The sequence below is a fragment of the Bradyrhizobium sp. NBAIM08 genome (assembly GCF_020193935.1).
GTDB classification, from domain to species: Bacteria; Pseudomonadota; Alphaproteobacteria; order Rhizobiales; family Xanthobacteraceae; genus Bradyrhizobium; species Bradyrhizobium yuanmingense.
Genome location: NZ_JADYVR010000002.1, coordinates 784862 through 811789 on the forward strand (window position 1 = coordinate 784862; position 26928 = coordinate 811789).

Annotated in this window: 28 protein-coding genes; 10 read left to right on the forward strand and 18 right to left on the reverse strand. The window is 64.3% G+C overall.

Going from position 1 to position 26928, the window contains the following annotated elements; all coding sequences use genetic code 11:
* Positions 1-172: 172 nt before the first annotated feature.
* Positions 173-1003 carry a flagellar motor protein MotB gene (locus I6F37_RS09965; protein ID WP_036001445.1) on the reverse strand — a complete coding sequence of 277 codons (831 nt, stop codon included), beginning with the start codon at positions 1001-1003 and terminating at the stop codon, positions 173-175.
* A gap of 23 nt (positions 1004-1026) precedes the next feature.
* Positions 1027-1800 carry a motility protein A gene (locus I6F37_RS09970; protein ID WP_036001447.1) on the reverse strand — a complete coding sequence of 258 codons (774 nt, stop codon included), beginning with the start codon at positions 1798-1800 and terminating at the stop codon, positions 1027-1029.
* 301 nt (positions 1801-2101) lie between these two features.
* On the opposite strand from I6F37_RS09970, the gene I6F37_RS09975 reads away from it, so the two are divergent.
* Positions 2102-2395, forward strand: a complete 294-nt coding sequence (locus I6F37_RS09975; protein WP_225151057.1) for a hypothetical protein — start codon at positions 2102-2104, stop codon at positions 2393-2395.
* A 117-nt stretch (positions 2396-2512) separates the two neighbouring features.
* Here I6F37_RS09975 and I6F37_RS09980 read toward each other — a convergent pair whose 3' ends face one another.
* The 4 genes from I6F37_RS09980 to I6F37_RS09995 all read right to left on the reverse strand — a co-directional run bounded on the left by I6F37_RS09980 (position 2513) and on the right by I6F37_RS09995 (position 7092).
* Positions 2513-3232, reverse strand: coding sequence for an RraA family protein (locus I6F37_RS09980; RefSeq protein WP_036034447.1), 720 nt, complete (start codon positions 3230-3232; stop codon positions 2513-2515).
* 123 nt (positions 3233-3355) lie between these two features.
* Positions 3356-4237 carry a phosphatidylcholine/phosphatidylserine synthase gene (locus I6F37_RS09985; RefSeq protein WP_225142783.1) on the reverse strand — a complete coding sequence of 294 codons (882 nt, stop codon included), beginning with the start codon at positions 4235-4237 and terminating at the stop codon, positions 3356-3358.
* A gap of 86 nt (positions 4238-4323) precedes the next feature.
* Positions 4324-5046, reverse strand: coding sequence for a phosphatidylserine decarboxylase (locus I6F37_RS09990; RefSeq protein ID WP_225126019.1), 723 nt, complete (start codon positions 5044-5046; stop codon positions 4324-4326).
* 87 nt (positions 5047-5133) lie between these two features.
* Positions 5134-7092 (reverse strand): ABC transporter ATP-binding protein/permease, encoded by a 1959-nt coding sequence (locus tag I6F37_RS09995; protein ID WP_225132840.1) that lies wholly within the window; start codon positions 7090-7092, stop codon positions 5134-5136.
* Positions 7093-7292: 200 nt separating this feature from the next.
* On the opposite strand from I6F37_RS09995, the gene I6F37_RS10000 reads away from it, so the two are divergent.
* Positions 7293-7898: a TIGR00730 family Rossman fold protein gene (locus I6F37_RS10000; protein ID WP_036001463.1), complete on the forward strand. Its 606-nt coding sequence runs from the start codon at positions 7293-7295 to the stop codon at positions 7896-7898.
* A gap of 108 nt (positions 7899-8006) precedes the next feature.
* Here I6F37_RS10000 and I6F37_RS10005 read toward each other — a convergent pair whose 3' ends face one another.
* The 4 genes from I6F37_RS10005 to cysS all read right to left on the reverse strand — a co-directional run bounded on the left by I6F37_RS10005 (position 8007) and on the right by cysS (position 12109).
* Complete coding sequence (locus I6F37_RS10005) at positions 8007-8384, reverse strand: VOC family protein (protein ID WP_225151059.1); 378 nt, start codon at positions 8382-8384, stop codon at positions 8007-8009.
* A gap of 140 nt (positions 8385-8524) precedes the next feature.
* Positions 8525-10123 carry a citramalate synthase gene (gene cimA / locus I6F37_RS10010; protein ID WP_225141430.1) on the reverse strand — a complete coding sequence of 533 codons (1599 nt, stop codon included), beginning with the start codon at positions 10121-10123 and terminating at the stop codon, positions 8525-8527.
* Positions 10120-10611: a GNAT family N-acetyltransferase gene (locus I6F37_RS10015; RefSeq protein ID WP_036001471.1), complete on the reverse strand. Its 492-nt coding sequence runs from the start codon at positions 10609-10611 to the stop codon at positions 10120-10122. The genes cimA and I6F37_RS10015 overlap by 4 nt, the downstream gene beginning before the upstream one ends.
* Positions 10612-10726: 115 nt before the next feature.
* Positions 10727-12109, reverse strand: a complete 1383-nt coding sequence (gene cysS / locus I6F37_RS10020; protein WP_225151061.1) for a cysteine--tRNA ligase — start codon at positions 12107-12109, stop codon at positions 10727-10729.
* A 289-nt stretch (positions 12110-12398) separates the two neighbouring features.
* Between cysS and I6F37_RS10025 the strand changes: the two genes are divergently transcribed.
* Together I6F37_RS10025 and I6F37_RS10030 are read left to right on the forward strand one after the other, a co-directional pair.
* Positions 12399-12692: a hypothetical protein gene (locus I6F37_RS10025; protein WP_225151063.1), complete on the forward strand. Its 294-nt coding sequence runs from the start codon at positions 12399-12401 to the stop codon at positions 12690-12692.
* A gap of 140 nt (positions 12693-12832) precedes the next feature.
* Positions 12833-14002: a DUF2865 domain-containing protein gene (locus I6F37_RS10030; protein ID WP_074447864.1), complete on the forward strand. Its 1170-nt coding sequence runs from the start codon at positions 12833-12835 to the stop codon at positions 14000-14002.
* Between the two features lie 52 nt (positions 14003-14054).
* Here I6F37_RS10030 and I6F37_RS10035 read toward each other — a convergent pair whose 3' ends face one another.
* On the reverse strand, positions 14055-14960 hold the full coding sequence (locus tag I6F37_RS10035; RefSeq protein WP_036001493.1) for a DUF2189 domain-containing protein: 906 nt from the start codon (positions 14958-14960) through the stop codon (positions 14055-14057).
* Between the two features lie 525 nt (positions 14961-15485).
* Here I6F37_RS10035 and I6F37_RS10040 point away from each other — a divergent pair.
* The 5 genes from I6F37_RS10040 (at position 15486) to I6F37_RS10060 (ending at position 20010) form a co-directional block, all read left to right on the forward strand.
* A complete protein-coding gene (locus I6F37_RS10040; RefSeq protein WP_225151065.1) occupies positions 15486-16319 on the forward strand; it encodes a cytochrome c oxidase subunit II in 834 nt (277 codons plus the stop codon).
* A 73-nt stretch (positions 16320-16392) separates the two neighbouring features.
* A complete protein-coding gene (locus I6F37_RS10045; RefSeq protein ID WP_036001499.1) occupies positions 16393-18171 on the forward strand; it encodes a cbb3-type cytochrome c oxidase subunit I in 1779 nt (592 codons plus the stop codon).
* Complete coding sequence (locus tag I6F37_RS10050; protein WP_225151067.1) at positions 18168-18872, forward strand: cytochrome c oxidase subunit 3; 705 nt, start codon at positions 18168-18170, stop codon at positions 18870-18872. Before I6F37_RS10045 ends, I6F37_RS10050 begins: the two co-directional genes overlap by 4 nt.
* A 13-nt stretch (positions 18873-18885) precedes the next feature.
* A complete protein-coding gene (locus I6F37_RS10055; RefSeq protein WP_036001504.1) occupies positions 18886-19608 on the forward strand; it encodes a heme-copper oxidase subunit III family protein in 723 nt (240 codons plus the stop codon).
* Between the two features lie 9 nt (positions 19609-19617).
* Entirely contained in the window at positions 19618-20010 is a 393-nt protein-coding gene (locus tag I6F37_RS10060; protein ID WP_225151069.1) for a cytochrome C oxidase subunit IV family protein, read from the forward strand.
* 25 nt (positions 20011-20035) lie between these two features.
* Here I6F37_RS10060 and I6F37_RS10065 read toward each other — a convergent pair whose 3' ends face one another.
* The 3 genes from I6F37_RS10065 to I6F37_RS10075 all read right to left on the reverse strand — a co-directional run bounded on the left by I6F37_RS10065 (position 20036) and on the right by I6F37_RS10075 (position 23754).
* Positions 20036-21793: an NAD+ synthase gene (locus I6F37_RS10065; RefSeq protein ID WP_225151071.1), complete on the reverse strand. Its 1758-nt coding sequence runs from the start codon at positions 21791-21793 to the stop codon at positions 20036-20038.
* A 214-nt stretch (positions 21794-22007) separates the two neighbouring features.
* A complete protein-coding gene (locus I6F37_RS10070) occupies positions 22008-22361 on the reverse strand; it encodes a diacylglycerol kinase (RefSeq protein ID WP_036001513.1) in 354 nt (117 codons plus the stop codon).
* A 4-nt stretch (positions 22362-22365) separates the two neighbouring features.
* Positions 22366-23754 carry a class II 3-deoxy-7-phosphoheptulonate synthase gene (locus tag I6F37_RS10075; protein WP_225141419.1) on the reverse strand — a complete coding sequence of 463 codons (1389 nt, stop codon included), beginning with the start codon at positions 23752-23754 and terminating at the stop codon, positions 22366-22368.
* A 181-nt stretch (positions 23755-23935) separates the two neighbouring features.
* Here I6F37_RS10075 and I6F37_RS10080 point away from each other — a divergent pair, with 181 nt between their 5' ends.
* The gene (locus I6F37_RS10080; protein ID WP_225112793.1) at positions 23936-24832 is read left to right on the forward strand and encodes an alpha/beta fold hydrolase; all 897 of its coding nucleotides are present in this window, start codon (positions 23936-23938) and stop codon (positions 24830-24832) included.
* Between the two features lie 7 nt (positions 24833-24839).
* Here I6F37_RS10080 and I6F37_RS10085 read toward each other — a convergent pair whose 3' ends face one another.
* The 4 genes from I6F37_RS10085 to I6F37_RS10100 form a co-directional block, all read right to left on the reverse strand.
* Complete coding sequence (locus I6F37_RS10085) at positions 24840-25103, reverse strand: hypothetical protein (protein WP_036001521.1); 264 nt, start codon at positions 25101-25103, stop codon at positions 24840-24842.
* A gap of 201 nt (positions 25104-25304) precedes the next feature.
* Complete coding sequence (locus I6F37_RS10090; protein WP_036022249.1) at positions 25305-25889, reverse strand: TIGR00645 family protein; 585 nt, start codon at positions 25887-25889, stop codon at positions 25305-25307.
* Between the two features lie 31 nt (positions 25890-25920).
* Positions 25921-26568: a TerC family protein gene (locus I6F37_RS10095; protein ID WP_036022248.1), complete on the reverse strand. Its 648-nt coding sequence runs from the start codon at positions 26566-26568 to the stop codon at positions 25921-25923.
* On the reverse strand, positions 26565-26927 hold the full coding sequence (locus I6F37_RS10100) for a hypothetical protein (protein ID WP_036022245.1): 363 nt from the start codon (positions 26925-26927) through the stop codon (positions 26565-26567). The genes I6F37_RS10095 and I6F37_RS10100 overlap by 4 nt, the downstream gene beginning before the upstream one ends.
* Position 26928 lies beyond the last annotated feature (1 nt).

Sequence of the window (26928 nt, forward strand, 5' to 3'; positions counted from 1 at the left end):
AAGGTGGAGAACGCTTCGTTCCTGAAATTGATCCGGCGCCTTTTGACGCTTCCGGTGCACCTGTCAATCGGCGCACCATCATAGCAGGCGCCGAGCCGGATGCTGTGACGCCACAGCCACGCTCATCGCCCGCGCGACGACATGCCTCAGGTAAGATGGTAGCGCAAGGGGGTTACGGCCTCAGATTCGGCGGCAGCGGCGGATCTTCGCGCATCAAGGTGATGGTCACCCGCCGGTTGGCTGCCAGCGAGGGATCGTCCGGAAACAGCGGCTGGGTATCGGCCTTGCCGGAGACGGCGAAGATGTGCGACGGCGGCAGGCCCTGGCGCTCGAGGATCTGGCGCACGGCGTTGGCGCGATCGGCCGACAGATCGAAGGCGCCATAGTCGCTGCGGGTCGGCACGAACCCCGCCGCGGTGTGGCCGGCGATGGAGACGCGGAGCGGCGTCGCCTTGAGCGGGATCGCGAGCTTCTCGACCAGGCGGCGGGTGCGGTCATAGGGCACCTTGGAGCCGTCGGCGAACATCGAGCGGCCGTCCTGGTCGACGATCTCGAGGTTCAGGCCCTGCTTGGTCTCCTCGAACATGATGTGCTTGGACATCTCGGTCAGTTCCGGCATGTCCTGCAACGCCTGGCGCAGCGAGGCTGCGGCCAGCGCGAAATTGCGGTCGACCTTGATCTTCGCGCCGGAGGTCTTTTCGCGGTCTTCCTGATCTGGCGTCGGCGTGTTGGAGGCATCTTCCGGCTGGATGTGGTCGACGTTCTTGAGCCGCGGGCGCGTCGGCAGGCCGTCGGATTCGACGATGCCGGAGTAGCGCGCCTCGGTCTGCACGCCGAACGCCTCGCGCATCGAGCCCGCGACGATCTTCAGCTTGTTGGCGTCTTGCGTGGAGAACGCGACCAGCATCACGAAAAACGCCAGCAGCAGCGCCATCAGGTCGGCGAAGGTCACGAACCAGCCGTGGCCGCCACCGTGAGCATTGCCGCGCTTCTTCTTGGCCATCTCTCAAAATCCAGGCGGCGGCCTCAAGCCGGCACCGGCTCGCCTTCGGTGTGACGATGCTTCTCCGGCAGATAGGCCAGCAGCATTTCGCGCACCAGGGTCGGGCTCTTGGAGTCGCGGATCATCAGGATGCCGTCGATGATCAAGGTGCGGTTGGTCTCTTCGTCCAGCAGCTTGCCGTGCAGCTTGTCCGCGATCGGCAAGCAGATCAGGTTGGCGACAACGGCGCCGTACAGGGTCGCCAGCAGCGCGGTGGCCATGAACGGGCCGAGCTTGGAGGGATCCGACATGTTGGAGAACATCTGCACCATGCCAAGCAGCGTGCCGATCATGCCGAACGCCGGGGCGCAGTCGCCGACGGCGCGGTAGATCTTGCTGCCTTCGTCGAGGTGCATCAGGAAGTTGTCCCGGTCGCGCTCCAGATTGTCGCGAATGAAATCGAGGTCGTAGCCGTCGGCAACATAGCGAATGCCCTTCGCGAGGAAGGGCTCGTCGGTCTCGACCTTTTCGAGTCCGACCGGGCCCTGCTTGCGGGCGATTTCCGCGATGCGGGCGAGCTCGTCGACAAGGTCGTGAGCCGACAGGCGGCTCAGGGTGAAAGCAAACTTCGCGCCCAGCGGCACGCCGTGGATCATCGCGGACAAAGGAAAGCGGATCATCGTCGCTGCGAACGAGCCGCCGAAGATGACGATGACGGCGTGGATGTCGTAGAACATCCCGAACGTACCGCCCATCAGGATCAGCGACGACACAACAATGGCGCCTGCGACGAGGCCGACAAGTGTTGCGATATCCATGATCGACTCCAACGCCTACGCAACAACGGCCGTCCTGGCCGCTGGCGCGGCTCAACCCCGAACCGCATCGCAGACCCTAGAGCGCCGCCCTTAAAGGCGCGTAAAGGTTAAGTCTCGACGATGTGCCGCCTGCCGCCGCAATTTGTCCCGGTTGCCGTCCAGCGATAGGAATTTCAACCCTTCGCTAACCATAATCAGGCGCCCACCACGTCACGTCGGCTGCGGCCCTCCGCCACATCGTGGACGGGGATCAGTTGGTGTCTGCTAGCGTTGCGACAGGGCCAATCGCGGAGCCAGCGCGATGTTGATGCTATTCGGTCTACTCACGGCGCTGCCCGCGGCGCTGGCGTTCCACCTGCTCGAGGCGGAACTCGTGCTTCCGGCGTTCAGCGTGCTGCTCTTTATCGAGGCCGCCTTCGCCGTGCTCGCGGCGCGGTTGATGCGCAGCGCCAACAGCGCAGACGATATCACCCTCTGGGACCTTGCCGGCGGCTTCACCCTGATCGGATGCGCAGCCGCCGTGCTCGGAGAACCGGATCAAGTCGCCCTGCTTCTGACCGAGCAAGGCGGCATTCGGCCGTCGTCCGGGCCGTAGATTGCCCTAAAGCGCGATGCGATTAGGATCAATCGTCATCGCGCTTTAGGTTATTGTTTGAGCATGATCTTTTCGGAAAACCGCTACACACTTTTCCGGATCACGCTCCAGCAGCCGTCAATGGATCTCCGCAGAGCGCTTCAGCGCGGCCTTGAGCTTCTCGAGCGAGAAGTCGGGACTGCGGGCGATCTCCAGGATCGGCGTCTCGCGGCGGCCGCACAGTTCGGCCGCCTCCGGCAGCTTTGCGGCAAGGTCGAGCGGGATCACGATGGCGCCATGCCGGTCGGCGTGGATGAGGTCGTCCGACTTCACGGTCATGCCGGCGACGCGCACCTCGCCGCCAAAGCTTTCCGCGTGCACCCAGGCGTGCGACGGGCCGATCGAGCCGGCTAGCGCCTGGAACCCTGGCGCCCATTGCGGGATGTCGCGGATCGAGCCGTCGGTGATGACGCCGAGGCAGCCGAGCGCCTTGTGCACGTTGCTCTGTACCTCGCCCCAGAACGCGCCATAGCCGACGTCGGGTCCGTCGATGTCCTGGATCACCGAGATGCGCGGACCATGGCCGGTGCCGACATATTCGTAATATGCGATTCGGCGCCTGGACTGCTCCTCGGCCGGAAGCGATGATTTCAGAACCGAGCGGATCGTCACCGTGCGGGCATAGCCGACGATCGGCGGCAGGTCGGGAAACGGACAGACCAGCTGCTTGGTGGTGTAGCCGATCAGCCGCCGCTCGGGCGCCACGATCTCCATGGCGTTGCAGATCGTCGGCGTATCGTAACGGCCCAGCGCTTCGAGGACGGAAGCGGGCAGCGGCCCGGTCGCGGAATTGGTCACGGCGTTCTCTCCCAGGTTGGCGGCGATTGATTGCGCGATGCCGCCGGCACAGGGCGATATAGCCGAGATCGGATCTCGACCCAACTCAGGCGGGCTTCATGGCAGATATCCGCGAGGAGCGCTTTAGTGCAGTCGTCCGGGCCGATCGTCGTCTTGCGGCGGCTCCGACAAATTCGCCAGCGTCGGCGCCGAGGGCGGTGACGGGACCTCGCCTCCCGCCGGCGCGGTGGCTTCCATCGCGCGCGCCTGGTCGCGATAGGATTTGTAGCCGAGCGGCAGCGCGAGAAGGTACACCACCGTGCCGATCGACAGCACGTGCCAGGGATAGGCGATCAGGAGCGCGATGAAGACGATCACGGCGACGAAGGCCGGCAGCACCAGCTCGGGCGGCACGCGCATCCGCTTGGTCTTGCCGGAGAACACCGGCAGGCGCGACACCATCAGAAACGCGATCAGAAGCGTGTAGGCCGCGGTCACCGCCGCAGGTGTGCGCCCGACGTCGAGGAACGCGACATAGATCGGCAGCAGCACGGTGATCGCGCCGGCGGGCGCCGGCACGCCGGTGAAGAAATTGGCGGCGAAGGCCGGCTTGTTCGGATCGTCCATGGTGGCATTGAAGCGGGCGAGCCGCAGGCCGCCGGAGATCGCGAACACCATGGCGGCGATCCAGCCGGCATTGCCGAGCTCGTGCAGCTGCCAGAAATACAGCATCAGGCCGGGCGCCACGCCGAAATTGACGAAGTCGGCGAGACTGTCGAGCTCGGCGCCGAACTTCGACTGCCCCTTGATCATGCGCGCGATGCGGCCATCGATGCCGTCGAGCGCGGCGGCGAACACGATGGCATAGACCGCGAGCGTCATCCGTCCTTCGATCGACAGGCGGATCGAGGTCAGGCCGGCGCAGATCGCCAGCAGCGTGATGACGTTGGGCACCAGCATCCGCACCGGGATCGGTCGGAACCGCCGGCGGCGGACGTCGGGATCCTTGAAATCGTAAGGCGTCATGGCTCGTCCTTATCTCGAGGCGAGATATAGCAAGCCGCGCCGCCCTCCGCCATTGCGGCGGAACGCCTGCGAGCACCGACTATTGGTTAATTGGCGCGGAACGCGCGGCCCGGGTCGTCGCCGGCAAGGTCGGCCAGGATCGTCTCTCCGGCGATCGCGGTCTGCCCTTCCGAGACCAGCGCCTTGGTACCCACGGGCAGGTAGACGTCGAGGCGCGAGCCGAAGCGGATCAGGCCGAAACGCTCGCCGGCGCCGATCGCCTGCCCCTCCTTGACGAAGCAGACGATGCGCTTGGCGACCAGGCCGGCGATCTGGACCACGCCGATCCGCGCCGTCGGCGTCGTGATCACCAGCGAGTTGCGCTCGTTGTCCTCGCTCGCCTTATCGAGCTCGGCGTTGATGAAGAGGCCGGGCCGGTAGGCGATACGATCCACCCTGCCCGCCACGGGCGCGCGGTTCACGTGGCAATTGAACACGCTCATGAAGATCGAGACGCGCGGCAGCGGCCGGTCGCCCAGCCCAAGCTCGGCCGGCGGCAGCGCCATGGTGATCATGGAGACGCGCCCGTCGGCCGGCGACACCACGAGACCCTCGCCCACCGGCGTCACACGGACGGGATCGCGGAAGAACAGCGCGCACCAAACGGTCAGGATCGTGCCGATCCACCCCAGCGGCGACCACAGCCAGAACAGGAGCAGGCTCGCCAGCGCAAAGGCGCCGATGAAGGGATAGCCCTCCTTGTGGATCGGCGGGATCTGACGCTGGATCGAATCGAGAATGGACATTGCTTTTTGCCGGTCGGGGTTGATGCCACGGGGTCGTCGCGCGGGCTTGTTTAGGCCAGACTTTGTTTAGGCCAGACTTTGTTTAGGCCAGACTTGGGACCGGAGACAAGGTCACTCCGCCGCCGCGGGTGTCGTCAGGCTATCATCGACCGGCGGCGGCTCCCGGTTGGGCGCGGCATTGGTGTCGGCCATCTTGGCCAGCTTCTCGCGGGCCTCCTCGGCCTCGCGCTGCCTGTTCCACATGCTGGCATAGAGCCCGCCCTGCGCGAGCAGGCTCGCGTGAGTGCCGCGCTCGGCGATGCGGCCCTGGTCCAGCACGATGATCTCGTCGGCGCCGACGATGGTGGAAAGCCGATGCGCGATCACCAGGGAGGTGCGGTTCTTCGCCACGCGGTCGAGCGCCCCCTGGATCTCGTGCTCCGTATGGGTGTCGAGCGCCGAGGTCGCCTCGTCGAGCACCAGGATCGGCGGCGCCTTGAGCACCGTGCGCGCGATCGCCACACGTTGCTTCTCGCCGCCCGACAGCTTCAGGCCGCGCTCGCCGACCTGGGTCTCGTAGCCCTTCGGCGCCATGCGGATGAAGTGGTCGATCTGCGCCAGCCGCGCCGCCTCCTCGACCTCGGCATCGGTCGCGTCCCAGCGGCCGTAGCGGATGTTGTAGCGGATGGTGTCGTTGAACAGCACGGTATCCTGCGGCACCATGCCGATCGATGCGCGCAGGCTGGCCTGCGTGACCTCGCGGATGTCCTGGCCGTCGATCAGGATCCTGCCGCCGGAGACATCATAGAGGCGAAACAGAAGCCGCGAGATGGTCGATTTGCCGGCGCCAGAGGGGCCGACGATGGCAACCGTCTTGCCGGCCGGCACTTCGAAGCTGATGCCCTTGAGGATGGGGCGCGCCGGCTCATAGGCAAAGCGCACGTCCTCGAAGCGCACCGTGCCGGCGGAGATGACCAGCGGCTTCGCGCCAGGCGCGTCCTTGATCTCGGCCTCGCGGCTGAGCACGCCGAACATCTTCTCGATGTCGATGATCGCCTGCTTGATCTCGCGATAGACCATGCCCATGAAGTTCAGCGGCTGGTAGAGCTGGATCATCATGGCGTTGACCAGCACGAAATCGCCGACCGTGTTGGTGCCGTTGCGCACGCCGATCGCGCACATCAGCATGGTCGCGGTCAGGCCCAGCGTGAAGATCACCGCCTGGCCTGTGTTGAGCACCGCGAGCGAGGTGTAGGTGCGGACGCTCGCCTCCTCGTAGCGCTCGACCGACCTGTCGTAGCGCTGCGCCTCGCGTGCCTCGGCACTGAAATACTTCACCGTCTCGTAGTTGAGCAGCGAGTCGATCGCCTTGGTGTTCGCCTCGGTGTCGGAATCGTTCATCTTGCGGCGGATGCCGATCCGCCACTCGGTCGCGACGTAGGTGTAGTACATGTAGAGCGTGACCGTGATCAGGGTCGCGACCACGTAACGCCAGTCAAATTGCCAGAGCAGCACCGCCAGCAGCAGCGAGACCTCGACGATGGTCGGGATCAGCTGCAGGATCACCATGCGCACGATGACCTCGATGCCCTCGCGGCCGCGCTCGAGCACGCGCGTGAGGCCACCGGTCTTGCGCTCGAGGTGAAAGCGCAGCGACAGCTCGTGCATGTGGATGAAGGTGAGGGTCGCGAGCTTGCGCACCGCATGCATGGCGACGCGGGCGAAGATGCCGTCGCGCCATTGCGTCAGCACCGCCATCAGGATGCGCATCACGCCGTAGCTCGCGGTCAGCAGCAAGGGCGAGGCGATCACCCAGAGATGCCAATTGTCGGCCGCTACCGGGGCGGTGTTGGCGCCGGTCAGCGCATCCGTCGCCCATTTGAAGCTGAACGGCACGGTGAGCGTGATCAGCTTGGCGGCGAGCAGCAGCACCAGCGACCAGACCACCCTCATCTTCAGGTCGGAACGGTCGCCGGGCCAGATGTAGGGCCACAGATGTGCCAGCGTGCCCATCAGCGTGGCCCCGGCCTGCGGTCCTGCCACGGAAGGATCAGGAACGTCGGCGCCGTCGAACGATTGAGGTTGGTCCATCAACAAACCCGAAGCCCGCCGGGTGCGGGCGCAACTGCGATTAACGATTTTCGCCCGTCATATAGAGCCTTCCCGATGCCCGCGCACCCCGCCAGATGGCGAATCCTAGATTGTTTGTCGCGATTTACCGGTAAATTCCCGGAAGTATCGAATCACCGTTTGGGCTTGACGCCACTTCGCTGCAATGCATCATGGCACCAATGAGCACGATCAAAACCGTCTGTGTCTATTGCGGCTCCGGCCCTGGAACAAATCCCAACTTCATTGAAGCAGCGAAGGCGCTCGGCAGAGCGTTGGCGGAAAACAAGATCCGTCTCGTTTATGGCGGCGGCTCGCTCGGCCTGATGGGCGCGGTTGCGACCTCCGTGCTGGATCACGGCGGCATGGTCACCGGCATCATCCCCGACTTCCTCCGGATGCGCGAGAATGCGCTGACGCGCGTGCAGGAGATGGTCGTCACACCCGACATGCACGAGCGCAAGCGGCTGATGTTCGAGCGCTCCGACGCCTTCGTGGCCCTGCCCGGCGGGCTCGGCACGCTGGAGGAGCTGGTGGAGCAGCTGACCTGGCAGCAACTCGGCCGTCACGCCAAGCCCGTGCTGCTCGCCAATGTCGACGGCTTCTGGGAGCCGCTGTTCTCCCTGGTGGCCCACATGCGGCAGACCCAGTTCATCCGTGCCGGCCTCACCGTCGATATCCTGAAGGCGGACAAGGTCGAGGAGATCATCCCACGGCTGCGCGCCGCGGCGGCGCAGATCCCTGACGACCAGCGCGATCTCGCGCCCGACGTGGCCCGGCGGCTCTAAAGCATGATCCGGAAAAGTGTGAAGCGGTTTTCCGAAAAGATCATGCTCAAACAACAACCTAAAGCGCGATGACGATCCATCCTAATCGCATCGCGCTTTAGACCGACCCTATTCCTGCGGAAACGTCACCGCCTCGATCCGGTTGCCGTCGGGATCGGTGACGAAGGCGGCGTAGTAGCGCACGCGATCGTGCGGGCGGAGGCCCGGTGCGCCGTCGGAGGCGCCGCCAGCGGACAGCGCAGCTGCGTGAAACGCATCGACCTCGGCCGCGGTTTTCGCCCGCAGGCAGATGTGCACGCCGCTCTCCGGCGCGATACGCGGCATGCCCTCGCGCAGATTGATCCAGAACTCCGGATAGGCCTTGCCAAACCCGATCGTCCGCGGCCGCGTGACGAGGCGCGCGAGGCCGAGTGCGGCGAGCGTCGCCTCGTAGAACTTTGCGGCGCGATCGAGATCGCTGACGCCGACGGAGATGTGGTCGATCATGGCCGTGCCTTTCCCCATCCTCGGTGTCATCGCCCGGCTTGACCGGGCGATCCAGTACTCCGTGACAGCAGTAGATAAATCGATGGGCCGCAGCGTACTGGATTCCCCGCCTTCGCGGGGAATGACAGTCGTCGTGGGGGTTACGCCGGCGCGTCCGACTTCACGAGCTTGTAGATTACCGAATCCATCAGCGCCTGGAACGAGGCATCGATGATGTTCGGGGACACGCCGACGGTGGTCCAACGATCGCCGTTCTCGTCCTCGCTCTCGATCAGCACGCGCGTGACCGCGCCGGTGCCGCCATTGAGGATACGGACGCGATAGTCGATCAGTGTCAGGCCCTCGATGAACTTCTGGTACTTGCCGAGGTCCTTGCGCAGGGCGACGTCGAGCGCGTTGACGGGACCGTTGCCTTCGGCCGCCGAGATCAGATGCTCGCCGGCGACGTCGACCTTGACCACCGCGAGCGCCACCGTGACGCGTTCGCCGAGCGCGTTGTAGCGCTGCTCGACGTTGACGTCGAACTGCTCGACCTCGAAATAATGCGGCACCTTGCCGAGCGTGCGGCGCGCCAGGAGCTCGAACGAGGCGTTGGCGGATTCATAGGCATAGCCGGCCGCCTCGCGCTCCTTCAATTCCTCGACGAGACGCGTCAGCTTCGAATCGCTCTTCTCGTAGGGGATACCGGCGCGGTCGAGCTCGGCGATGACGTTGGAGCGCCCGGCCTGGTCGGACACCAGCACCTTGCGGTGATTGCCGACCAGCTCCGGCAACACATGCTCGTAGGTCTGCGGATCCTTCAGCACGGCGGAGGCATGGATGCCGGTCTTGGTGACGAAGGCGCTCTCGCCGACGTAAGGAGCATGCCGGTTCGGCACGCGGTTCAGCATGTCGTCGAGCGTGCGCGACACCTTGACGAGCGTCGCCAGCTTCTCGGTGGTGACGCCGATCTCGAAAGCGTCGGCAAACCCCGTCTTCAGCTTCAGCGTCGGGATCAGCGAGCAGAGATTGGCATTGCCGCAGCGCTCGCCGAGGCCGTTCAGCGTGCCCTGGATCTGCCGCGCGCCGGCACGCACCGCGGCGAGCGAATTGGCCACCGCCTGCTCGGTGTCGTTATGGGCGTGGATGCCGACGTGATCGCCGGGGATGTGCCTGGTCACGTCTCTGACGATGACCTCGACCTCATCAGGCATGGTGCCGCCGTTGGTGTCGCACAGCACCACCCAGCGCGCACCGGCATCGAAGGCGGCCTTGGCGCAGGCAAGCGCGAAGGCGGCGTCTTCCTTGTAGCCGTCGAAGAAATGCTCGCAATCGAGCATCACCTCGCGGCCGGCCGCCTTCGCCGCCGCGACGCTGTCGCGGATCGAGGCGAGATTTTCTTCCTTCGTGGTCTCCAGCGCCACGCGGACCTGATAGGCCGACGCCTTCGCCACGAAGCAGATCGCGTCCGCCTTCGCTTCCAAAAGGCCCGCGACGCCCGGGTCGTTCGAGACCGACCGGCCTGCCCGCCGCGTCATGCCGAAGGCGGTGAAGCGCGCATGATTGAGCTTGGGCTTGGAGCCAAAGAACTCGGTGTCGAGCGGGTTGGCGCCGGGATAGCCGCCCTCGACATAGTCGATGCCGAGATCATCGAGCATCGCCGCGATGACCTGCTTGTCCGCCAGCGTGAAGTCGACGCCGTTGGTCTGCGCCCCATCGCGCAGCGTGGTGTCGAACAGATAGAGACGCTGCTTGCTCATTGCCCCGCTCCGAGCGTCTTCTTCATGGTGGTGTTGGCGAGCCACTCGTCGTTGATGGTGACGCTGTTGCGCTGCTGGGCGGTGTAGCCGCGCTTGGCGAAGAAGCCCTCCGCGGTATCGCTGGCGTCGACCGAGAGGCTCTTGGCGCCGCGGCCGCCGGCGAGCTTCTCCAGCGCGTCGACCAGCATGGTCGCGATGCCCTGCCCGGCCACGGCCGGATGCACATAGAGCATGCGGATGTGATCATTGCCGCGCAGCGAGGCGAAGCCGACAGGCGAGCCTTCCAGCGTCGCGATCAGCGTCAGGTCGGACGCAAGCCGCTTGCCGAACTCCTCGTCCTCGGCCGCCGCCATCCAGGCTTCCTGCTGCGCCTCGCTATAATCGTCGCCGGTCAACTCCTCGATGCTGGCGGCGAAGATCGCGGCGAGCATCGGCACATCCGCCGGCAGGAAGGGCCTCAGTGCGGGCTTTGGCAAAGTCTGTCCCATCGTCCTCACCACACCCCATAAAGCTTGAGCACGATCGCCACTGCGCCGGCGAGCAGCCCGATCTTCAGCGCGATGTAATAGAGCCAGTGCCGCGGAAACGGCGTCTCGGGGCGCTTCATCGGGCGATCTCCCAGGTGGTGCCTTCCTTGGAGTCCTTGATCGCGACGCCCATCGCAGCGAGCAGATCGCGAATGCGGTCGGACTCGCCAAAGTCCTTGCGGCTACGCGCAGCTGTTCGCTCCGCGAGCAGGCGCTCGACCTCCTTGGCGTCGACCCCGCTCGCCTGCTGCTTGCGCCCTTCCCACTGCGCCGCGCTCTCGGAGAGGAATCCGAGCAGCCTCAACGAGCCCGCAAGACCTGCGATATCGTTGCCGCGCAGGCCGTGCAGCGCCGCGATCGCCTGCGGCGTGTTGAGGTCGTCGAGCAGCGGTTCGACCACCGACGGAGCCGGCTCGCCGGGCGCGGCATCGGCCGCGACGCGGTACCAGTCGTCGAGCGTCTTGGCGCTCTCCTCCAGCGACTTCATGGTCCAGTCGATCGGCGAGCGGTAATGCGTCTTGAGCATGTTGAGGCGCAGCACCTCACCCGGCCAATCCCTGAGCAGCTCGTGGATCGTGATGAAGTTGCCGAGGCTCTTCGACATCTTCTCGCTCTCGACCTGCAAGAAGCCGTTGTGCATCCAATAATTCGCCATGCGCTCGCGATGGAAGGCGCAGCAGGTCTGCGCGACCTCGTTCTCGTGGTGCGGAAACACGAGATCGATGCCGCCGCCATGGATGTCGAAATGCTCGCCGAGATGCTTCCAGGCCATCGCTGAGCACTCGATGTGCCAGCCCGGACGCCCCTCCGCCTTGATGCCGGATGGCGACGGCCAGGACGGCTCGCCCGGCTTCGACGGCTTCCACAGCACGAAGTCGGTCGCATCGCGCTTGTAGGGCGCAACATCGACCCGCGCGCCGGCGATCATCTCGTCGAGCGAGCGCTTCGACAGCGCGCCATAGCGCGGCAGCGCGGAATTGGCCGCGTTCATCGCCTGCGGCGAGAACAGCACGTGGTCCTCGGCGACATAGGCAAAGCCGCCGGCGACCAGCTTCTCGATGATCTCGCGCATCTCGCCGATATGCTCGGTGGCGCGCGGCTCGACGCTCGGCCGAAGCGCGCCGAGCGCATCGACGTCGGCATGGAACTGCTTGCCGGTCTGCTCGGTGACCTTGCGAATGGCCTCGTTCAGCGGCAGGCCGGGAAAGTCGCGCGCGGCGCGGTCGTTGATCTTGTCGTCGACGTCGGTGATGTTGCGGACATATTTGACGTGCGCCTCGCCGTAGATGTGGCGCAGCAGCCGAAACAGCACGTCGAACACGATCACCGGCCGCGCATTGCCGATATGGGCGAAGTCATAGACCGTCGGTCCGCAAACATACATGCGGACGTTGTTCGGATCGAGCGGCACGAAGGTGCGCTTTTCCCGGCTCAGCGTATCGTAAAGACGCAATTCCATGACAACCCATCCCTCTCGGCCGGGCGTCCAAGGCTCTCAATGTGTTTGAGAAAAGACGGCTCCAGCCAGCGAATCGCTAGCTCGTAATCTCGCGGCAAATGGCGCAAATGGCGAGGAGACCGTTCATGCGGGCACATATGGGCCACCACGGGCCCCGGCGTCAAGGGCCGCGAAAATGCCGTTTTTGCCCCCGCACGGAGCGCGGCCTGCCCGGAGGGTTCATGATCCCATAACCATTTGAGGCCATTCTGGAACCTGCGGTTCCCAATTTTTTGCCCCCGGTAATTTCATGCGATCCCTGCTCGCGCTCATTTTCAGCGCCTCGCTCCTTGCAGCACCTCAGGCGTGCGCCGAGACCCGCGTCTTCATCATCGCCGACCAGTGCCTGGCCAAGAACGACACCAAGGGCGACACGTGCGGCGCCTCCGCGGCGCGCACCTATTGCCAGTCACGAGATTTTGCGAGGGCATCAAGCTATCGCCGGGTCGATCCCGATGAAATTACCGGCTCCGTCCCCAAATCCGGCACAAACTGCTCCCATGGCCATTGCGACGAATATGTCGCAATCACCTGCCAGCGCTGAATTCCCTCGGAGCTGGCGGACCTTAGGACCAGCTCGGCCCCTGAAACGACGTGACGATGCCGCAGGAAGCGGCTATTGGGAGGGCGCGCTTCGGCCCCCACCCCACTTGGATGATCACGCTGGGCCGTGACCTCGCTAGAATGGCGGATATGCCTGAATTCTTCTCTCTCCTCCGTGCCCGCTCCCTCCTTGCCTGCACCGTGCTCCTCGGCACACTCGTGCTCGCCGATGGCGCTTTGGCGCAGGCCGGCCCGCCGCCCCAGCCCGGCCAGAACGGGCTCGGACCGAACCCGATGTGCGTGCGGCTGGAAGCCCAGCTCGCCGCGCTCGATCGCGGCGGAGGTGATGCCGCTCGCGAAGAGCAGATTCGCCGCTACCAGGATTCCCAGGCCAAGCAGCAGGCCGAGCTCGACCGTGTCACCATGCAGGCCAAGCGCATGGGCTGTGATTCCTCCGGCTTCTTCTCGCTGTTCAACGGCCAGTCGGCGCAGTGCGGCCCGGTCAACACCCAGATCCAGCAGATGCGCGCCAATCTGGACCAGATTACCGGCAGCCTCGAGCGGCTGCGCGGCGGCCCCGGCGCCAACCCGGAGCGCGACAACCAGCGCCGCTCGGTGCTGATGGCGCTGGCGCAGAACAATTGCGGCCCGCAATATGCCAATGCCGTGCAGCAGCAGGGCGGCGGCAACTTCCTCAGCAATCTGTTCGGCGGCAACAATCCGAACAATCCGCAGGCCATGCCGCCCTCCGATCTCGGCCCGCAATCCGGCACCTTCCGCACCGTCTGCGTGCGCACCTGCGACGGCGCTTATTTCCCGATCTCCTTTGCCACCGTGCCGGCGCGCTTCCCTGACGATGAGAAGACCTGCAAGGCGCTGTGCCCGGCGGCGGAAGCCGTGCTCTACAGCCATCGCAATCCCGGCGAGGATATGAACGCTGCGGTCTCGATCGGCGGCCAGCCCTACACGGCGCTGCCGACCGCATTCAAATTCCGCAGCGAGTTCAACCCGTCCTGCTCCTGCAAGGCGGCGGGACAGACCTGGGCGGATGCGCTGAAATCGGCCGACGACAAGGCCGCGGCCGAGCAGCAGGGCGACATCATCGTCACCGAGGAAAGCGCCAGGAAGATGCAGCAGCAACGACTCAACAAGGGCGCGCCGCAGCCTGCCAATGCCAAGAAAGGCGCGGCTCCTGCGCCAGCAACTGCTGCCGCACCGGTCGCCACGCCACCCGCGGACGCGAGCCCCGCGTCGGAGAACAAGCCGATCCGCTCGGTCGGCCCGACCTTCCTGCCGCAGCAGCAGAAGTAGGCCGTCGCTCTGTCATGCTCCGCGCGGGCGTCCCAGCGCGGCCGTTCCGCTGTTACGGCTCGCCCTCGCGGCTCCACGGGAAGAGATTGGCCGGAAAGTCTGCTGCGTAGCGCCTGCCCTTCCGGGGCGGAAGCGGTGCATCCGGTGGGTTCGGATTGGGCTCGACCACCCGCCGATAGAGGTGCCAGGTGGCATGACCGAGCACCGGCAGAACGACGGCGAGACCGACGAAGAGCGGCAGCGAGCCGATCACGAGCAGCGCCGCCACGATGAGGCCCCATCCGGCCATCGCAACCGGATTCGCCGCCACCGCTCGGAGCGACGTGCGGATCGCGTCGATCGCCGTCGCATGACGGTCCAGCATCAACGGAAATGACACGACGCTAACGCACAATGCCACAACCGCAAACAGGAAGCCGACACCGCAACCGATGATGATGAGCGACCAGCCTTCGGGTGTCGTCAGCACGCGCGTTGCGAAGTCGGGTATGCTTGCGGCCGCAGCGTGACCGAAGATCGCGACATAGATTGCGTTCGCGGCACCGATCCAGGCCCCGAACAGGACCAGCAGGAGCACGCCGAGTTCGACCATGGCGCCGAACGACGGTGCGCGCAGCACCTTGATCGCATCCCATGCTTCGACCTCTTCGCCGCGCTCGCGACGACGGCTGAGTTCGTAGAGACCGATCGCGGCAAAAGGACCGATCAAGGCAAAGCCGGCGGCCAGCGGAAACAGTAGCGGCAGCACCGAATAGCCGAGCACCATCCTGAACAGGACGAGACCGAGAACGGGATAAATCAGGCACACGACGATCGCGTGACTCGGCATCGCCTGGAAATCACCCCAACCCAGGCGCAGGACCTCGGTCAGGTCGGACAAGCTGATCTTGCGAATGGGATAGGAGGTCGCTTCGCCGAATGCGCGCCGCCTGATGTCGTGGGAGTACAGAGTGGCCATGTACGGACCCTCCCGTGCTGAAAATCGCGGTTTTCGACAACACGCGCTCTTCAGCCACGCGTGTCCGCCTGACGAGCAGGAAACGCGATGGGTCTGGTACGGCAACCCAGGTTCAGTAACCGAGCCTGGCCGGACGGAACCCGTCGCGACCTGCCCGGCAAGCTTAGCGCGCGCGGAGCACGACTGCACTCACGGTTGGGTGAATTGCGCACCCGCACGGATTTGTGCGTTGCATCACCCAAACCGAACATAGGCGCCGGATGCTTGTCGGTTTGCCAGCACCGGCAATCACACCAATTCGGGCACCTCTATTGCTCTATTGACGCCGGATTAGGCTGGGATCATTTTAGACGCAGACGCCCTTAGAGTTGAAGGTCGCGAGCGTTCTCTTGATTTCGCGATCGGTGGACTGGGCGAAGCAAGAGGCCGGCGATGGCATATGCCAAGAAAGGCCAGCCATCGCGACAGACATGAGCTCCGCCCGGGATTCGTATCCGTAGCCTTCGATGGCAAGGATGGATCAGGATGGCTGTCGCACTGATACTGCTTCTGGTCGCGATCGGCTCGGTGCTGTTTCACATCTACAGCCCGTGGTGGTGGACGCCGATCGCCACGAACTGGGCCTATATCGACCACACGATCAACATCACGTTCTGGATCACGGGCTTTGTTTTCGTCGCCGTGATCGCCTTCATGGCTTACTGCGTCTTCCGCTTTCGCCATAGAGAGGGAAGAAGGGCTGACTACAATCCGGAAAACAAAAGGCTCGAATGGTGGCTGAGCGTCGGGACCGGCGTCGGCGTCGCGGCCATGCTGGCGCCTGGCCTCGTGGTCTGGCACCAGTTCGTGACGGTGCCTGCGGATGCCACCGAGATCGAGGTCATGGGCCAGCAATGGCAGTGGAGCTTCCGCCTTCCGGGCAAGGATGGGCAGTTGGGCACATCCGATGTCCGCAACATCGCTTCCGACAATCCGATGGGGCTCAATCGTGACGACCGGCACGCGCAGGACGATGTCGTGATCGAGAGCGGCGACCTGCACCTTCAAGTCGGAAAGCCGGTCAAGGTTCTCCTCCGCTCGGTTGATGTCCTGCACGATTTCTACGTGCCCGAATTCCGGGCCAAGATGGACATGGTTCCAGGCATGGTGACCTATTTCTGGATGACGCCGATCCGAACCGGAACCTTCGATGTCCTCTGTGCGGAGCTTTGTGGCACTGCTCACTATCAAATGCGGGCCAAGGTCATCGTCGACGAAGAGCGCGAATATCACGCTTGGCTGGAGCAACAAAAAACGTTCGCAGAATTATCGCCGGCAAAAGCCGTCGTGAAGACGACGTACCAATCCGGCAGCAAGTAGCAAGCTGCCGCCGAAGATAGATCGGGCGCAAGAGGCCAGCGCCTCCCCCCGATGGAACGACCGAGGAGGTTCTATGGTCGATGTTCCATATGAAGGAATCCCCGGCATCCCGCCTGCCGAAGTACCTGACGTCGAGCTCTATCATCCGCGGAGCTGGTGGACACGATATGTGTTCTCGCAGGACGCCAAGGTGATCGCCATTCAGTATTCGCTGACGGCCACGGCCATCGGGCTGGTGGCCCTGGTGCTGTCGTGGCTGATGCGGCTGCAACTGGGATTCCCCGGCACGTTCTCTTTCATCGATGCCAACCAGTACCTCCAGTTCATCACCATGCACGGCATGATCATGGTGATTTACCTGCTCACCGCATTGTTCCTGGGCGGCTTCGGCAACTACCTGATCCCGCTGATGGTCGGCGCCAGGGACATGGTCTTCCCCTATGTGAACATGCTGAGCTACTGGATTTACCTGCTCGCAGTCCTGGTGCTTGCCTCGACATTCTTCGTGCCCGGTGGCCCCACCGGCGCCGGTTGGACGCTGTACCCGCCGCAAGCAATCCTTTCAGGAACGCCCGGGCAGGATTGGGGCATCCTTCTCATGCTCGCGTCCCTGATCCTGTTCATCATCGGCTTCACCATGGGCGGGCTGAACTATGTGGTCACTGTGTTGCAGGCGCGCACGCGCGGCATGACCTTGATGCGCCTGCCCCTGACGGTGTGGGGCATTTTCACGGCGACCGTTATGGCGCTCCTCGCGTTCCCTGCATTGTTCGTTGCCTCGGTCATGCTGCTGTTCGACCGTCTCTTGGGAACCAGCTTCTTCATGCCCGCCCTCCTCGAGATGGGCACGCTATCGAAACATGGCGGCGGCAGCCCGTTGCTCTTCCAGCACCTGTTCTGGTTCTTCGGTCATCCCGAAGTCTACATCGTTGCCCTGCCCGCCTTCGGCATCGTCTCCGATCTGATCAGCACGCATGCGCGCAAGAACATCTTTGGTTATCGCATGATGGTCTGGGCGATCGTAGCCATCGGCGCGCTCAGCTTCATCGTATGGGCGCACCACATGTATGTGAGCGGCATGTTCCCGCAATTCGGGTACTTCTTCGCCACCACGACGCTCATCATCGCAATCCCCACCGCGATCAAGGTCTACAACTGGGTGCTGACCCTGTGGCGCGGCGACATTCATCTCACGGTGCCGATGCTGTTCGCCCTCGGCTTCATCGTCACCTTCGTGAACGGCGGGCTCACCGGCCTCTTCCTCGGCAACGTCGTCGTGGACGTGCCCCTCTCGGATACCATGTTCGTGGTCGCCCATTTCCACATGGTGATGGGCGTGGCGCCGATCATGGTCGTGCTCGGCGCGATCTATCATTGGTACCCAAAGGTCACGGGGCGGATGCTGAACGAGGCCATGGGCAAGTTTCACTTCTGGGTCACCTTCCTCGGCGCCTACCTGATCTTCTTCCCCATGCACTATCTTGGACTGCTCGGGGTCCCGCGCCGGTATTTCGAACTCCTGGATACGACGTTCATCCCGTCCTCGGCCCATTCACTCAACGCCTTCATCTCCGTGGTGGCCTTGATCGTCGGCTTTAGCCAGATGGTGTTCCTGTTCAACCTTGTCTGGAGCCTGTTCAAAGGTGAGGCCTCAGGCGGCAATCCGTGGCGGGCGACGACGCTGGAGTGGCAGACGCCGGAGACGCCCCCAGCGCACGGCAACTGGGGCAAGGAGCTCCCTGTCGTGTACCGCTGGGCCTATGATTACAGTGTGCCCGGTGCCGCGGAGGACTTCATTCCGCAGAACCAGCCGCCGCGCGCGACTCAGCTCGTTCAGGGAGCTGCTTCGTGAGCGCCATCATCCTGTTCCTGGCTGTGCTTGCGGTGATCGCCGGATGGTGGCTGTCGCAACAGCGCCTGACGGCCAAGCCCTGGCTGGAGGAAGGCCCGGCCGGTGACTTCCCCGGCGGCGATGCCATAACCTGGCCGGCAGCGAAGATCGGACTTGGCGTGTTTCTCGCGGTCGCGAGCGCCTTGTTCATCCTCTTCATCAGCGCCTACTCCATCCGCATGAGCGTGGTGGACTGGCGGCCGCTGCCGGTGCCGCGGCTGCTGTGGGTCAACACGGGCGTCCTGGTCCTGAGCAGTGTCGCGCTGCAATGGTCTTACGTGGCCGCGCGCCGACACGATACCGAAGGCGTCATGATCGGTCTGCTCGCGGGCGGAGCATCTGCCGTGATCTTCCTCGCCGGGCAGCTCCTGGCCTGGCAACGGCTCGGGGCTGCGGGATATTTCGTGGCGTCCAATCCATCGAATTCCTTCTTCTACCTGTTGACCGCAGTGCACGGGCTGCACCTGACGGGCGGTCTGGTGGCCTTGGGCCGAACCTCGGCCAAGATGTGGCGCGGCGCCGAGATCGCCGACATGCGCTTGAGCGTGGAGCTGTGCGCCATCTACTGGCACTTCCTGCTGTTGGTCTGGCTTGTCCTGCTCGGTCTTCTCACCGGCTGGACCGACGATTTCATCGACATCTGCCGCCAATTGCTGAGCTAGGAGGCGAGACCAGATGGCTGAGACCGTGCTGACAAATCCGGGCCAATCGCCTGCGCGGCTTGAAGGCTGGCGCGGCATCGCCGCCGACTGGGCGTCCGATCAGCGCGCCTTCAAGAACGTGTCCTGGGGCAAGGCCATGATGTGGATCTTCCTCCTCAGCGACACCTTCATCTTCAGTTGCTTCCTGCTCTCCTACATGACGGCGCGCATGTCGACGACCGTGCCGTGGCCCAATCCCAGCGAAGTCTTCGCCCTCGATATCGGGGGCAACCACATGCCCCTGATCCTGATCGCCATCATGACCTTCGTGCTGATCAGCAGCAGCGGTACGATGGCGATGGCCGTCAATTTCGGCTACCGCCGCGATCGGGTGAGAACCGCAATCCTGATGCTGGTCACTGCAGCCTTCGGCGCGACCTTCGTCGGAATGCAGGCCTTCGAATGGACCAAGCTGATCATGGAGGGCGTCCGGCCCTGGGGCAATCCATGGGGCGCCCCGCAGTTTGGTGCGAGCTTCTTCATGATCACCGGCTTCCACGGCACCCATGTGACGTTCGGTGTGATCTTCCTGATCGCCATCGCGCGAAAGGTCTTTCGTGGCGACTTCGACGTCGAGAGGCGCGGCTTCTTCACGAGCCGAAGGGGGAATTACGAGATCGTCGAGATCACGGGCCTATACTGGCACTTCGTCGATCTCGTGTGGGTGTTCATCTTCGCATTCTTCTATCTTTGGTGAGGTCGGCGCATGACAAACGCGGCGGTACACATGGAAGAGCGGCTCCACGCTCCGGCGCACGGCGCAGTCGCAATGGAAGCCGTTCACGCCGAGGGGCAACAGCACCCGATCAAGCTCTACCTCGTGGTCTGGGGCTGGTTGTTCGTCCTCAGCACGTTCTCCTACCTCGTCGACTACTTTGGCCTGCATGGCTATCTGAGGTGGTCGCTGATCCTGCTGTTCATGATGTTGAAGGCCGGCCTGATCGTCGCCGTCTTCATGCACATGGCCTGGGAGCGGCTGGCCTTGACCTATGCCATCCTGCTGCCGCCGGTCGTGGTATTCGTATTTGTGGCGATCATGGCGCTCGAATCCGAATACACGCGCTTCCTGAGGGTGCTGTTTTTCGCAACCCCGTCATAGCGCCTGCCGTCGCTCAGGCTAGGCTTCACCCCTCGAATGCGTCGATTGACGCCGTGCTTCCACGTGACACCAGCGCCTCATCCGTCGCCGGCAACGGCTGGCCCTTGTCGCGAAAACGGTTGGTGATGGGGTAACGGCGGTCGCGGCCGAAATTCTTCGGTGTCACCTTCACCCCAGGCGCGGCCTGGCGGCGCTTGTATTCGGCGACGTTGAGCAGATGATCGATCCGGATCACCGTCTCGCGGTCGAAGCCGGCGGCGATGATCTGGTCGAGCGGCTCCTCGCGCTCGACCAGGCGCTCCAGGATGGCATCGAGCACGTCGTAAGGCGGCAACGAGTCCTGATCGGTCTGGTTCTCGCGCAGCTCCGCGGTCGGCGGGCGCGTGATGATGTCGGGCGGGATCACCTCGCCGGCAGGGCCGAGCGCGCCCTCCGGCTTCCAGGAATTGCGCAAGCTTGCCAGGCGGAACACCTGCGTCTTGTAGATGTCCTTGATCGGGTTGAAGCCGCCGTTCATGTCGCCATAAAGCGTGGCGTAGCCGACCGACATCTCCGACTTGTTGCCGGTCGTCACCACCATCAGCCCGGTCTTGTTGGAGATCGCCATCAGCAGCGTGCCGCGGGTGCGGGCCTGGAGGTTCTCCTCGGTGATATCGGGCGGCAGGTTCTTGAAGATGCCGGACAGGATCGTCTCGAACCCGGTCACGGCTTCGGCGATCGGCAGCACCTCGTAGCGGATGCCGAGATGGCCGGCGAGCTCGCCGGCATCCGCGATCGAATGCGGCGCGGTGTAGCGGTAAGGCAGCATCACGCCATGCACCTGGTCGACGCCGAGCGCGTCGACAGCGATCGCCGCGCAGAGCGCCGAATCGATGCCGCCGGAGATGCCGAGCAGCACGCCTGGAAAGCCGTTCTTGGCGACGTAATCGCGTAAGCCCAGCACGCAGGCGGCGTAGTCGGCCTTGTCGCGCTCGGGCAGCTCGGCGATCGGCCCGCTGCAGCGCCAGTCGTCGCCGTTTCTGCTGAAGCGCAGCGTGACGATGCCTTCTTCGAAGGCCGGCAGCTGCGCCGCGAGCGAGAGATCGCCATTGAGCGCGAAGGATGCGCCGTCGAACACGAGCTCGTCCTGGCCGCCGACCTGGTTGAGATAGACCAGCGGCAGCCCGCTCTCCGTGACGCGCGCCACCGCGACCGACAGGCGCACGTCGTTCTTGTCGCGGGCGTAAGGCGAGCCGTTCGGCACCAGGATGATCTCGGCGCCGGTCTCGGCCAGCGTCTCGACCACGTTCTCGTAATCCTCGGACTCTTCCAGCCAGATGTCCTCGCAGATCGGCACACCGATGCGCACGCCGCGCACAGTGACGGGACCGGCGGCAGGGCCGCGCGAAAACAGCCGCTTCTCGTCGAACACGCCGTAATTCGGCAGGTTGCACTTGAAACGCAGGCTCGCGATGCGCCCGCCGTCGAGCAGCGCACAGGCATTGTAGAGCATGCCCTCCTCGACCCAGGGCGTGCCGACCAGCATCGCAGGCCCGCCATCGGCGGTCTCGCGCGCGAGGCTTTCGATCGCGGCGCGGCAGGCGGCCTGGAAGGCGGGCTTCTGCACCAGGTCTTCCGGCGGATAGCCGGCGATGAACAGTTCTGGAAACAACACGAGATCGGCGCCGCCGGACTTGGCCTGCGCCCGCGCCGCGCGCGCCTTGGCCGCATTGCCCTCCACGTCGCCCATGGTCGGATTGAGCTGGGCGAGCGTGACCGCGAATGTCTCGAGACGTTCGGTCATCGCGCGCTCGCTTTCACCTCTCCCGAAGGGAGAGGTCGAATTGCGTCGGAGATGCAATTCGGGTGAGGGGTTACGGTATCTCGTGGGAGCTGAGCTCCCTCACCCGATTTGAGCTCGACGATGCTCCGCATCGCGAGACACAAATCGACCTCTCCCCGTTGGGGAGAGGTGAAGGGACCTCGGACACCCACGCGCAATGGATTGTCTCCGCGCTCTAGAGGAACCCCAATCGCTCGATGATGGCAATGATCCAGAACGCGCCGGTCATCAAGAGCGCAACGCCAACCGCGGCCGAGCCCATGTCCTTGACTCGGCCGATCTGCTTGTCGTGATCCAAGGTCAGCCGGTCGGCGAGCTTCTCGATCGCGGTATTGAGCAACTCGACCGTCAGCACGAAAGCGACAGAGCACACCAATTCGACCGCGCGCATCGCGGTGGCGCCGATGAACCAGGCGAGCGGCACCGACAGCAGCAGCGCAAAGATCTCCTCGCGGACCGCCTGCTCCGACCGGAACGCAAAGGCCAGCCCGTTGCGAGAATTGATCGTGGCCTTCCAGATCCGCAGCAAGGTCTTACAGCCCCGCTGCGGCCGGAATCGGCTGAGCCTTGCCGGCGCGCTCCTGCTTGAGCAGCTCCGCGACCAGGAACGCCATATCGATGGATTGCTCGGCGTTGAGGCGGGGATCGCAGACAGTGTGGTAGCGATCGTTGAGATCCTCATCCGTGATCGCGCGGGCGCCGCCGAGACATTCGGTGACGTCCTGGCCGGTCATCTCCAGATGCACGCCGCCGGCATGGGTGCCCTCGGCGGCGTGGACCGCGAAGAACGACTTGACCTCGGACAGGATGCGGTCGAACGGGCGAGTCTTGTAGCCGGACGTCGAGGTGATGGTGTTGCCGTGCATGGGATCGCAGGACCAGACCACCACCCGGCCCTCGCGCTTCACGGCGCGGACCATGTTCGGCAGATGCTCGCCGATCTTGTCGGAGCCGAAGCGGCCGATCAGCGTCAGCCGGCCCGGCTCGTTGTCGGGATTGAGCACGTCGATCAGCTTCAGCAGCTCGTCCACCTTGAGCGAGGGGCCGCACTTCAGCCCGATCGGATTCTTGATGCCGCGGAAATATTCGACATGGCCGTGATCGAGCTGGCGGGTGCGGTCGCCGATCCAGATCATGTGGCCCGAGGTCGCGTACCAGTCGCCGGTGGTGGAATCGACGCGGGTCATGGCCTGCTCGTAGCCGAGCAGCAGCGCCTCATGGCTGGTGTAGAAATCGGTGGCACGCAGCTCCGGATGGCTCTCGAGGTCGAGGCCGCAGGCGCGCATGAAGTTGAGCGCGTCCGAGATGCGGTCGGCCAGCTCCTTGTAGCGGCGTGACTGCGGGCTATCCTTGAGGAAACCCAGCATCCATTGATGCACGCTGCCGAGATTGGCGAAGCCGCCGGTGGCGAACGCGCGGAGCAGGTTCAGCGTCGCGGCGGACTGGCGATAGGCCATCAGCTGGCGCTGCGGATCGGGAATGCGCGCTTCGCTGGTGAAGGCGATGTCGTTGACGATGTCGCCGCGATAGCTCGGCAGCTCGACGCCATTCACCTTCTCGGTCGCCGACGAGCGCGGTTTGGCGAATTGGCCGGCGATGCGGCCGACCTTCACCACCGGCACCGCGCCGGCATAGGTCAGCACCACCGCCATCTGCAGCAGCACGCGGAAGAAGTCGCGGATGTTGTTGGCGCCGTGCTCGGCGAAGCTCTCGGCGCAGTCGCCGCCCTGCAGCAGGAAGGCCTCGCCGGCCGCAACGCGGCCCAAGGCCTTCTTCAGATTGCGCGCCTCGCCTGCGAACACCAGCGGCGGAAAGGTCGCAAGCTGCGCCTCGACGTCGGCCAGAGCCTTGGTGTCGGGATATTCGGGCACCTGTAGCACCGGCTTGCTGCGCCAGGACTCGGGCGTCCACCGCTCGGACATCGCAATCTCTCCGTGAAGCAAAAACCGCAACCTGATCTAGGGGTTGCGAGGGCCGCCTTATACACAGGCCGGCCACGCCCCGCCAGTTGTAAATCCATTTCGCAGCGCAAACCCTTGCGGCCAAAGCCGAATTCGCATTTGCTTGGGCAGGCTTGAGGAATCCGACAGGACACCGACCGCCATGGGCGCGGCACTGGATGACGTTTTCATCGACGAGATCAGCTTCCCGGCAGCCGACGGCTATGCCCTGACCGGCACCCTGTTCCTGCCGCGCGGCGCCAAGCGCCATGCCGTCCTGATCAATTCGGCGACCGCCGTGCCGCGAAAGATCTATCGGGGCTTTGCCTCCTACCTCGCCCATCGCGGCTGCGCGGTGCTGACCTACGATTATCGCGGCATCGGCGATTCCCGCCTGCCGGCGATGGTCGGCTACAACCAGCCAAAATCGCTGGTCGGCTTCAAGGCCTCGATGTCGGAATGGGCTGCGCTCGACGTCACCGCCGCGGTCAGTTGGATGCGCGAGCGCTATCATGCCCTGCCGCTCGCCTATATCGGCCATTCCTTCGGCGGCCAGGCGCTCGGGCTGATCGCGAACAACAGCGAGATCTCGCGCGCAGCCTTGGTGGCCTCGCAGGCCGCGACATGGCGGTTGATGACCTCGCCGGAAAAATACCGGGTCTACGCCTTCATGAATTTTGTCGGCGTTCCGCTGGTCCATGCACTCGGTTACGCACCGGGCTGGGCCGGCGTCGGCGAGGATTTGCCCAAGGGCGTCTTCCTGCAATGGACCGAATGGGTCTCGAGCCCGCGCTATCTGTTCGATTCAAAGCTGCCGGCACTCGAGAACTTCGCCAGGTTCAAGGGCGAGCTGCGCTCGCTATGTTTCTCCGACGATCCCTGGGCGACGCGGCCCGCGGTCGAGCTGCTCGCGAGCGGATTCACTGCGATCAAGCCGGAGGTGCTGATGGTCAAACCGTCCGACGTCGGCGCCAAGGGAATAGGCCATTTCGGCTTCTTCCGCCCCGAGCACCGCGACACGCTGTGGCGCGGCGTCGCGGAATGGATTCAGGGGGAATGAGGCTGCGTCAGCGGATGATCGTCGTCAGCGACGAGTAGCGCCGGTTCGGCTTGGCGTCGCTAGGTGCGAACTGCGCGAAGGCGTCGCTGACGCGCACCGCCGGCGGCGTGTCGCTCGCGAACCGAAACTCCTTCGGCCGCGGTGCGTAGAAGCTTGCGCGGTAATAAGCGTCGTCGAAGCGCGCCTCGCCGACGCCGAACAATGCGTCACAGACCAGCAGGAGCGCGTAGACTCCCGCGACCGCTGCGACGATCTCCCTGAGAATTGTCATGCCGATGCCCTGCCCTTTGCGGGCAGGATGCAGATCGGTTCCAAAGGCCTGGTTTAAGGCGCCCGGCTTCTTGTCGGCAGCGTTTGCCGGCACTGAACCGATTGCAGACAATTTTATCGATCTCGAAAGAGAGCCCGCCCAACCGGACGATCAGGCGGGCTCCAGGATTGGCCGCTCGGGAGGTATTGGGCGGCCAGCTTATCAGCCGTGCTCGGCCGCCTTGCGATGGCCGCTCTCGCTGAGGCGGTCGACCCAGGCGATGCCGACCGCCGAGACGATGAAGGTCATATGAATCAGCACCTGCCACATTACCCCGCTCTCGGTGAAATTGCTGCGGGTCGTGCCGAGATTGCCGGCCTCGATGAAGGTCCTGAGCAGCGAGATCGAGGAGATGCCGATGATCGCCATTGCGAGCTTGATCTTGAGCACGCTGGCATTGACGTGACCGAGCCATTCCGGCTCGTCCGGATGGCCGCTGAGGTTCAGCCGGGAAACGAAGGTCTCGTATCCACCCACGATTACCATGATCAGAAGGTTCGAGATCATGACGACGTCAATCAGCCCGAGCACGACCAGCATGATCTGCTGCTCGCTGGCGTCGAACGAATGCAAGACGAGGTGCCAGAGCTCCTTCAGGAACAACAGCACATAGACGGACTGGGCGACAATGAGGCCAACATAGAGCGGCAGCTGCAGCCAGCGCGAGCCGAAGATCAGCTTCGGAAGCAGGCCGACCGGTGGCAACGGCGCGGCCCGCGCCGAAGGTGCTTTGGGTTCAGACGTCATTGATCACTCCGGACTGCGGTAGATTGTCGCCTCAGAGACTCGCAATCACCGGTGCAAGTTCCAGCGTGCCGCGATAGATCATCTCAAACGAGACGTAAAGGATGATGGCGAGGCCGACATAGGCCACCCAGCGCTGCTTCTGGAGCAAACGGCCAAGCAGATCCGCGGCAACGCCCATCATCCCAACCGACAAGAGCAGGCCGAAGGCCAGGATGTAGGGATGCTCCCGCGCGGCGCCCGCGACCGCGAGCACGTTGTCGAGCGACATCGACACGTCGGCGGCGACGATCTGCACCGCCGCTTGGCCGAAAGTCTTCTGCGTTACCGGCTGCTGTACCGGCGCAGCACCTGCGCCGTTACTATCGAATGCGAGTTCTTTCGAATGCGCGGCCTGCTCGCGCAGCTCGCGCCACATCTTCCAGCAGACCCAGAGCAGCAACACGCCGCCGGCGAGCAGAAGGCCGATCACTTGCAGAAGCTGGGTCGCAACGCCGGCGAAGGCGATACGCAGTGCGGTGGCAGCGGCGATACCGACGATGATGGCGCGGCGGCGCTGCTCGGCCGGCAGGCCGGCAGCCGCAAGGCCGATGACGACGGCATTGTCGCCGGCGAGCACGAGATCGATCAGGATGACTTGAAACAGCGCGGACAGCGCTTCGGCGGTGATGAGTTCAGTCATGATTGATCATTCCTAGAGGCAGACGGATCGAGCCAATGCGGCTTGCGCCGCTCGATCCAGTCGAAGACTTTTGAACGGGAGGAGCGCAGCGCAGGCACGTCCTCGGCGAGCAGAGCAAGGCCGAGCGGCAGCATCCAGACGCCGAGCACCGGGAGGATGGAGAGCACACCGCCGACGACCAGCAGCGTGCCCGAGGGGATCCTGACCCAGCGGCTGGACGGCTTGAGCAGATAGGTCAGGGTGTCGCTCATGCGCGGCGGCAGGCGGTCGACGAGCTTGGCCAGGCGCGGGTCTCCACCAGCGATCTGCTCGGTGTTCCCCTCGGTTTGCCTGGCGCGCTCGTTCGAAATCGTGCTCATG

Bases quoted from the DNA above. Each gene is read 5' to 3' on its own strand.
- I6F37_RS09965 (WP_036001445.1), bottom strand. From the start codon at position 1,003: ATGGCCAAGAAGAAGCGCGGCAATGCTCACGGTGGCGGCCACGGCTGG.
- I6F37_RS09970 (WP_036001447.1), bottom strand. From the start codon at position 1,800: ATGGATATCGCAACACTTGTCGGCCTCGTCGCAGGCGCCATTGTTGTG.
- I6F37_RS09975 (WP_225151057.1), top strand. From the start codon at position 2,102: ATGTTGATGCTATTCGGTCTACTCACGGCGCTGCCCGCGGCGCTGGCG.
- I6F37_RS09985 (WP_225142783.1), bottom strand. From the start codon at position 4,237: ATGACGCCTTACGATTTCAAGGATCCCGACGTCCGCCGCCGGCGGTTC.
- I6F37_RS09995 (WP_225132840.1), bottom strand. From the start codon at position 7,092: ATGGACCAACCTCAATCGTTCGACGGCGCCGACGTTCCTGATCCTTCC.
- I6F37_RS10000 (WP_036001463.1), top strand. From the start codon at position 7,293: ATGAGCACGATCAAAACCGTCTGTGTCTATTGCGGCTCCGGCCCTGGA.
- I6F37_RS10005 (WP_225151059.1), bottom strand. From the start codon at position 8,384: ATGATCGACCACATCTCCGTCGGCGTCAGCGATCTCGATCGCGCCGCA.
- cimA (WP_225141430.1), bottom strand. From the start codon at position 10,123: ATGAGCAAGCAGCGTCTCTATCTGTTCGACACCACGCTGCGCGATGGG.
- I6F37_RS10015 (WP_036001471.1), bottom strand. From the start codon at position 10,611: ATGGGACAGACTTTGCCAAAGCCCGCACTGAGGCCCTTCCTGCCGGCG.
- cysS (WP_225151061.1), bottom strand. From the start codon at position 12,109: ATGGAATTGCGTCTTTACGATACGCTGAGCCGGGAAAAGCGCACCTTC.
- I6F37_RS10025 (WP_225151063.1), top strand. From the start codon at position 12,399: ATGCGATCCCTGCTCGCGCTCATTTTCAGCGCCTCGCTCCTTGCAGCA.
- I6F37_RS10030 (WP_074447864.1), top strand. From the start codon at position 12,833: ATGGCGGATATGCCTGAATTCTTCTCTCTCCTCCGTGCCCGCTCCCTC.
- I6F37_RS10035 (WP_036001493.1), bottom strand. From the start codon at position 14,960: ATGGCCACTCTGTACTCCCACGACATCAGGCGGCGCGCATTCGGCGAA.
- I6F37_RS10040 (WP_225151065.1), top strand. From the start codon at position 15,486: ATGGCTGTCGCACTGATACTGCTTCTGGTCGCGATCGGCTCGGTGCTG.
- I6F37_RS10045 (WP_036001499.1), top strand. From the start codon at position 16,393: ATGGTCGATGTTCCATATGAAGGAATCCCCGGCATCCCGCCTGCCGAA.
- I6F37_RS10055 (WP_036001504.1), top strand. From the start codon at position 18,886: ATGGCTGAGACCGTGCTGACAAATCCGGGCCAATCGCCTGCGCGGCTT.
- I6F37_RS10060 (WP_225151069.1), top strand. From the start codon at position 19,618: ATGACAAACGCGGCGGTACACATGGAAGAGCGGCTCCACGCTCCGGCG.
- I6F37_RS10065 (WP_225151071.1), bottom strand. From the start codon at position 21,793: ATGACCGAACGTCTCGAGACATTCGCGGTCACGCTCGCCCAGCTCAAT.
- I6F37_RS10075 (WP_225141419.1), bottom strand. From the start codon at position 23,754: ATGTCCGAGCGGTGGACGCCCGAGTCCTGGCGCAGCAAGCCGGTGCTA.
- I6F37_RS10080 (WP_225112793.1), top strand. From the start codon at position 23,936: ATGGGCGCGGCACTGGATGACGTTTTCATCGACGAGATCAGCTTCCCG.
- I6F37_RS10085 (WP_036001521.1), bottom strand. From the start codon at position 25,103: ATGACAATTCTCAGGGAGATCGTCGCAGCGGTCGCGGGAGTCTACGCG.
- I6F37_RS10090 (WP_036022249.1), bottom strand. From the start codon at position 25,889: ATGACGTCTGAACCCAAAGCACCTTCGGCGCGGGCCGCGCCGTTGCCA.
- I6F37_RS10095 (WP_036022248.1), bottom strand. From the start codon at position 26,568: ATGACTGAACTCATCACCGCCGAAGCGCTGTCCGCGCTGTTTCAAGTC.
- I6F37_RS10100 (WP_036022245.1), bottom strand. From the start codon at position 26,927: ATGAGCACGATTTCGAACGAGCGCGCCAGGCAAACCGAGGGGAACACC.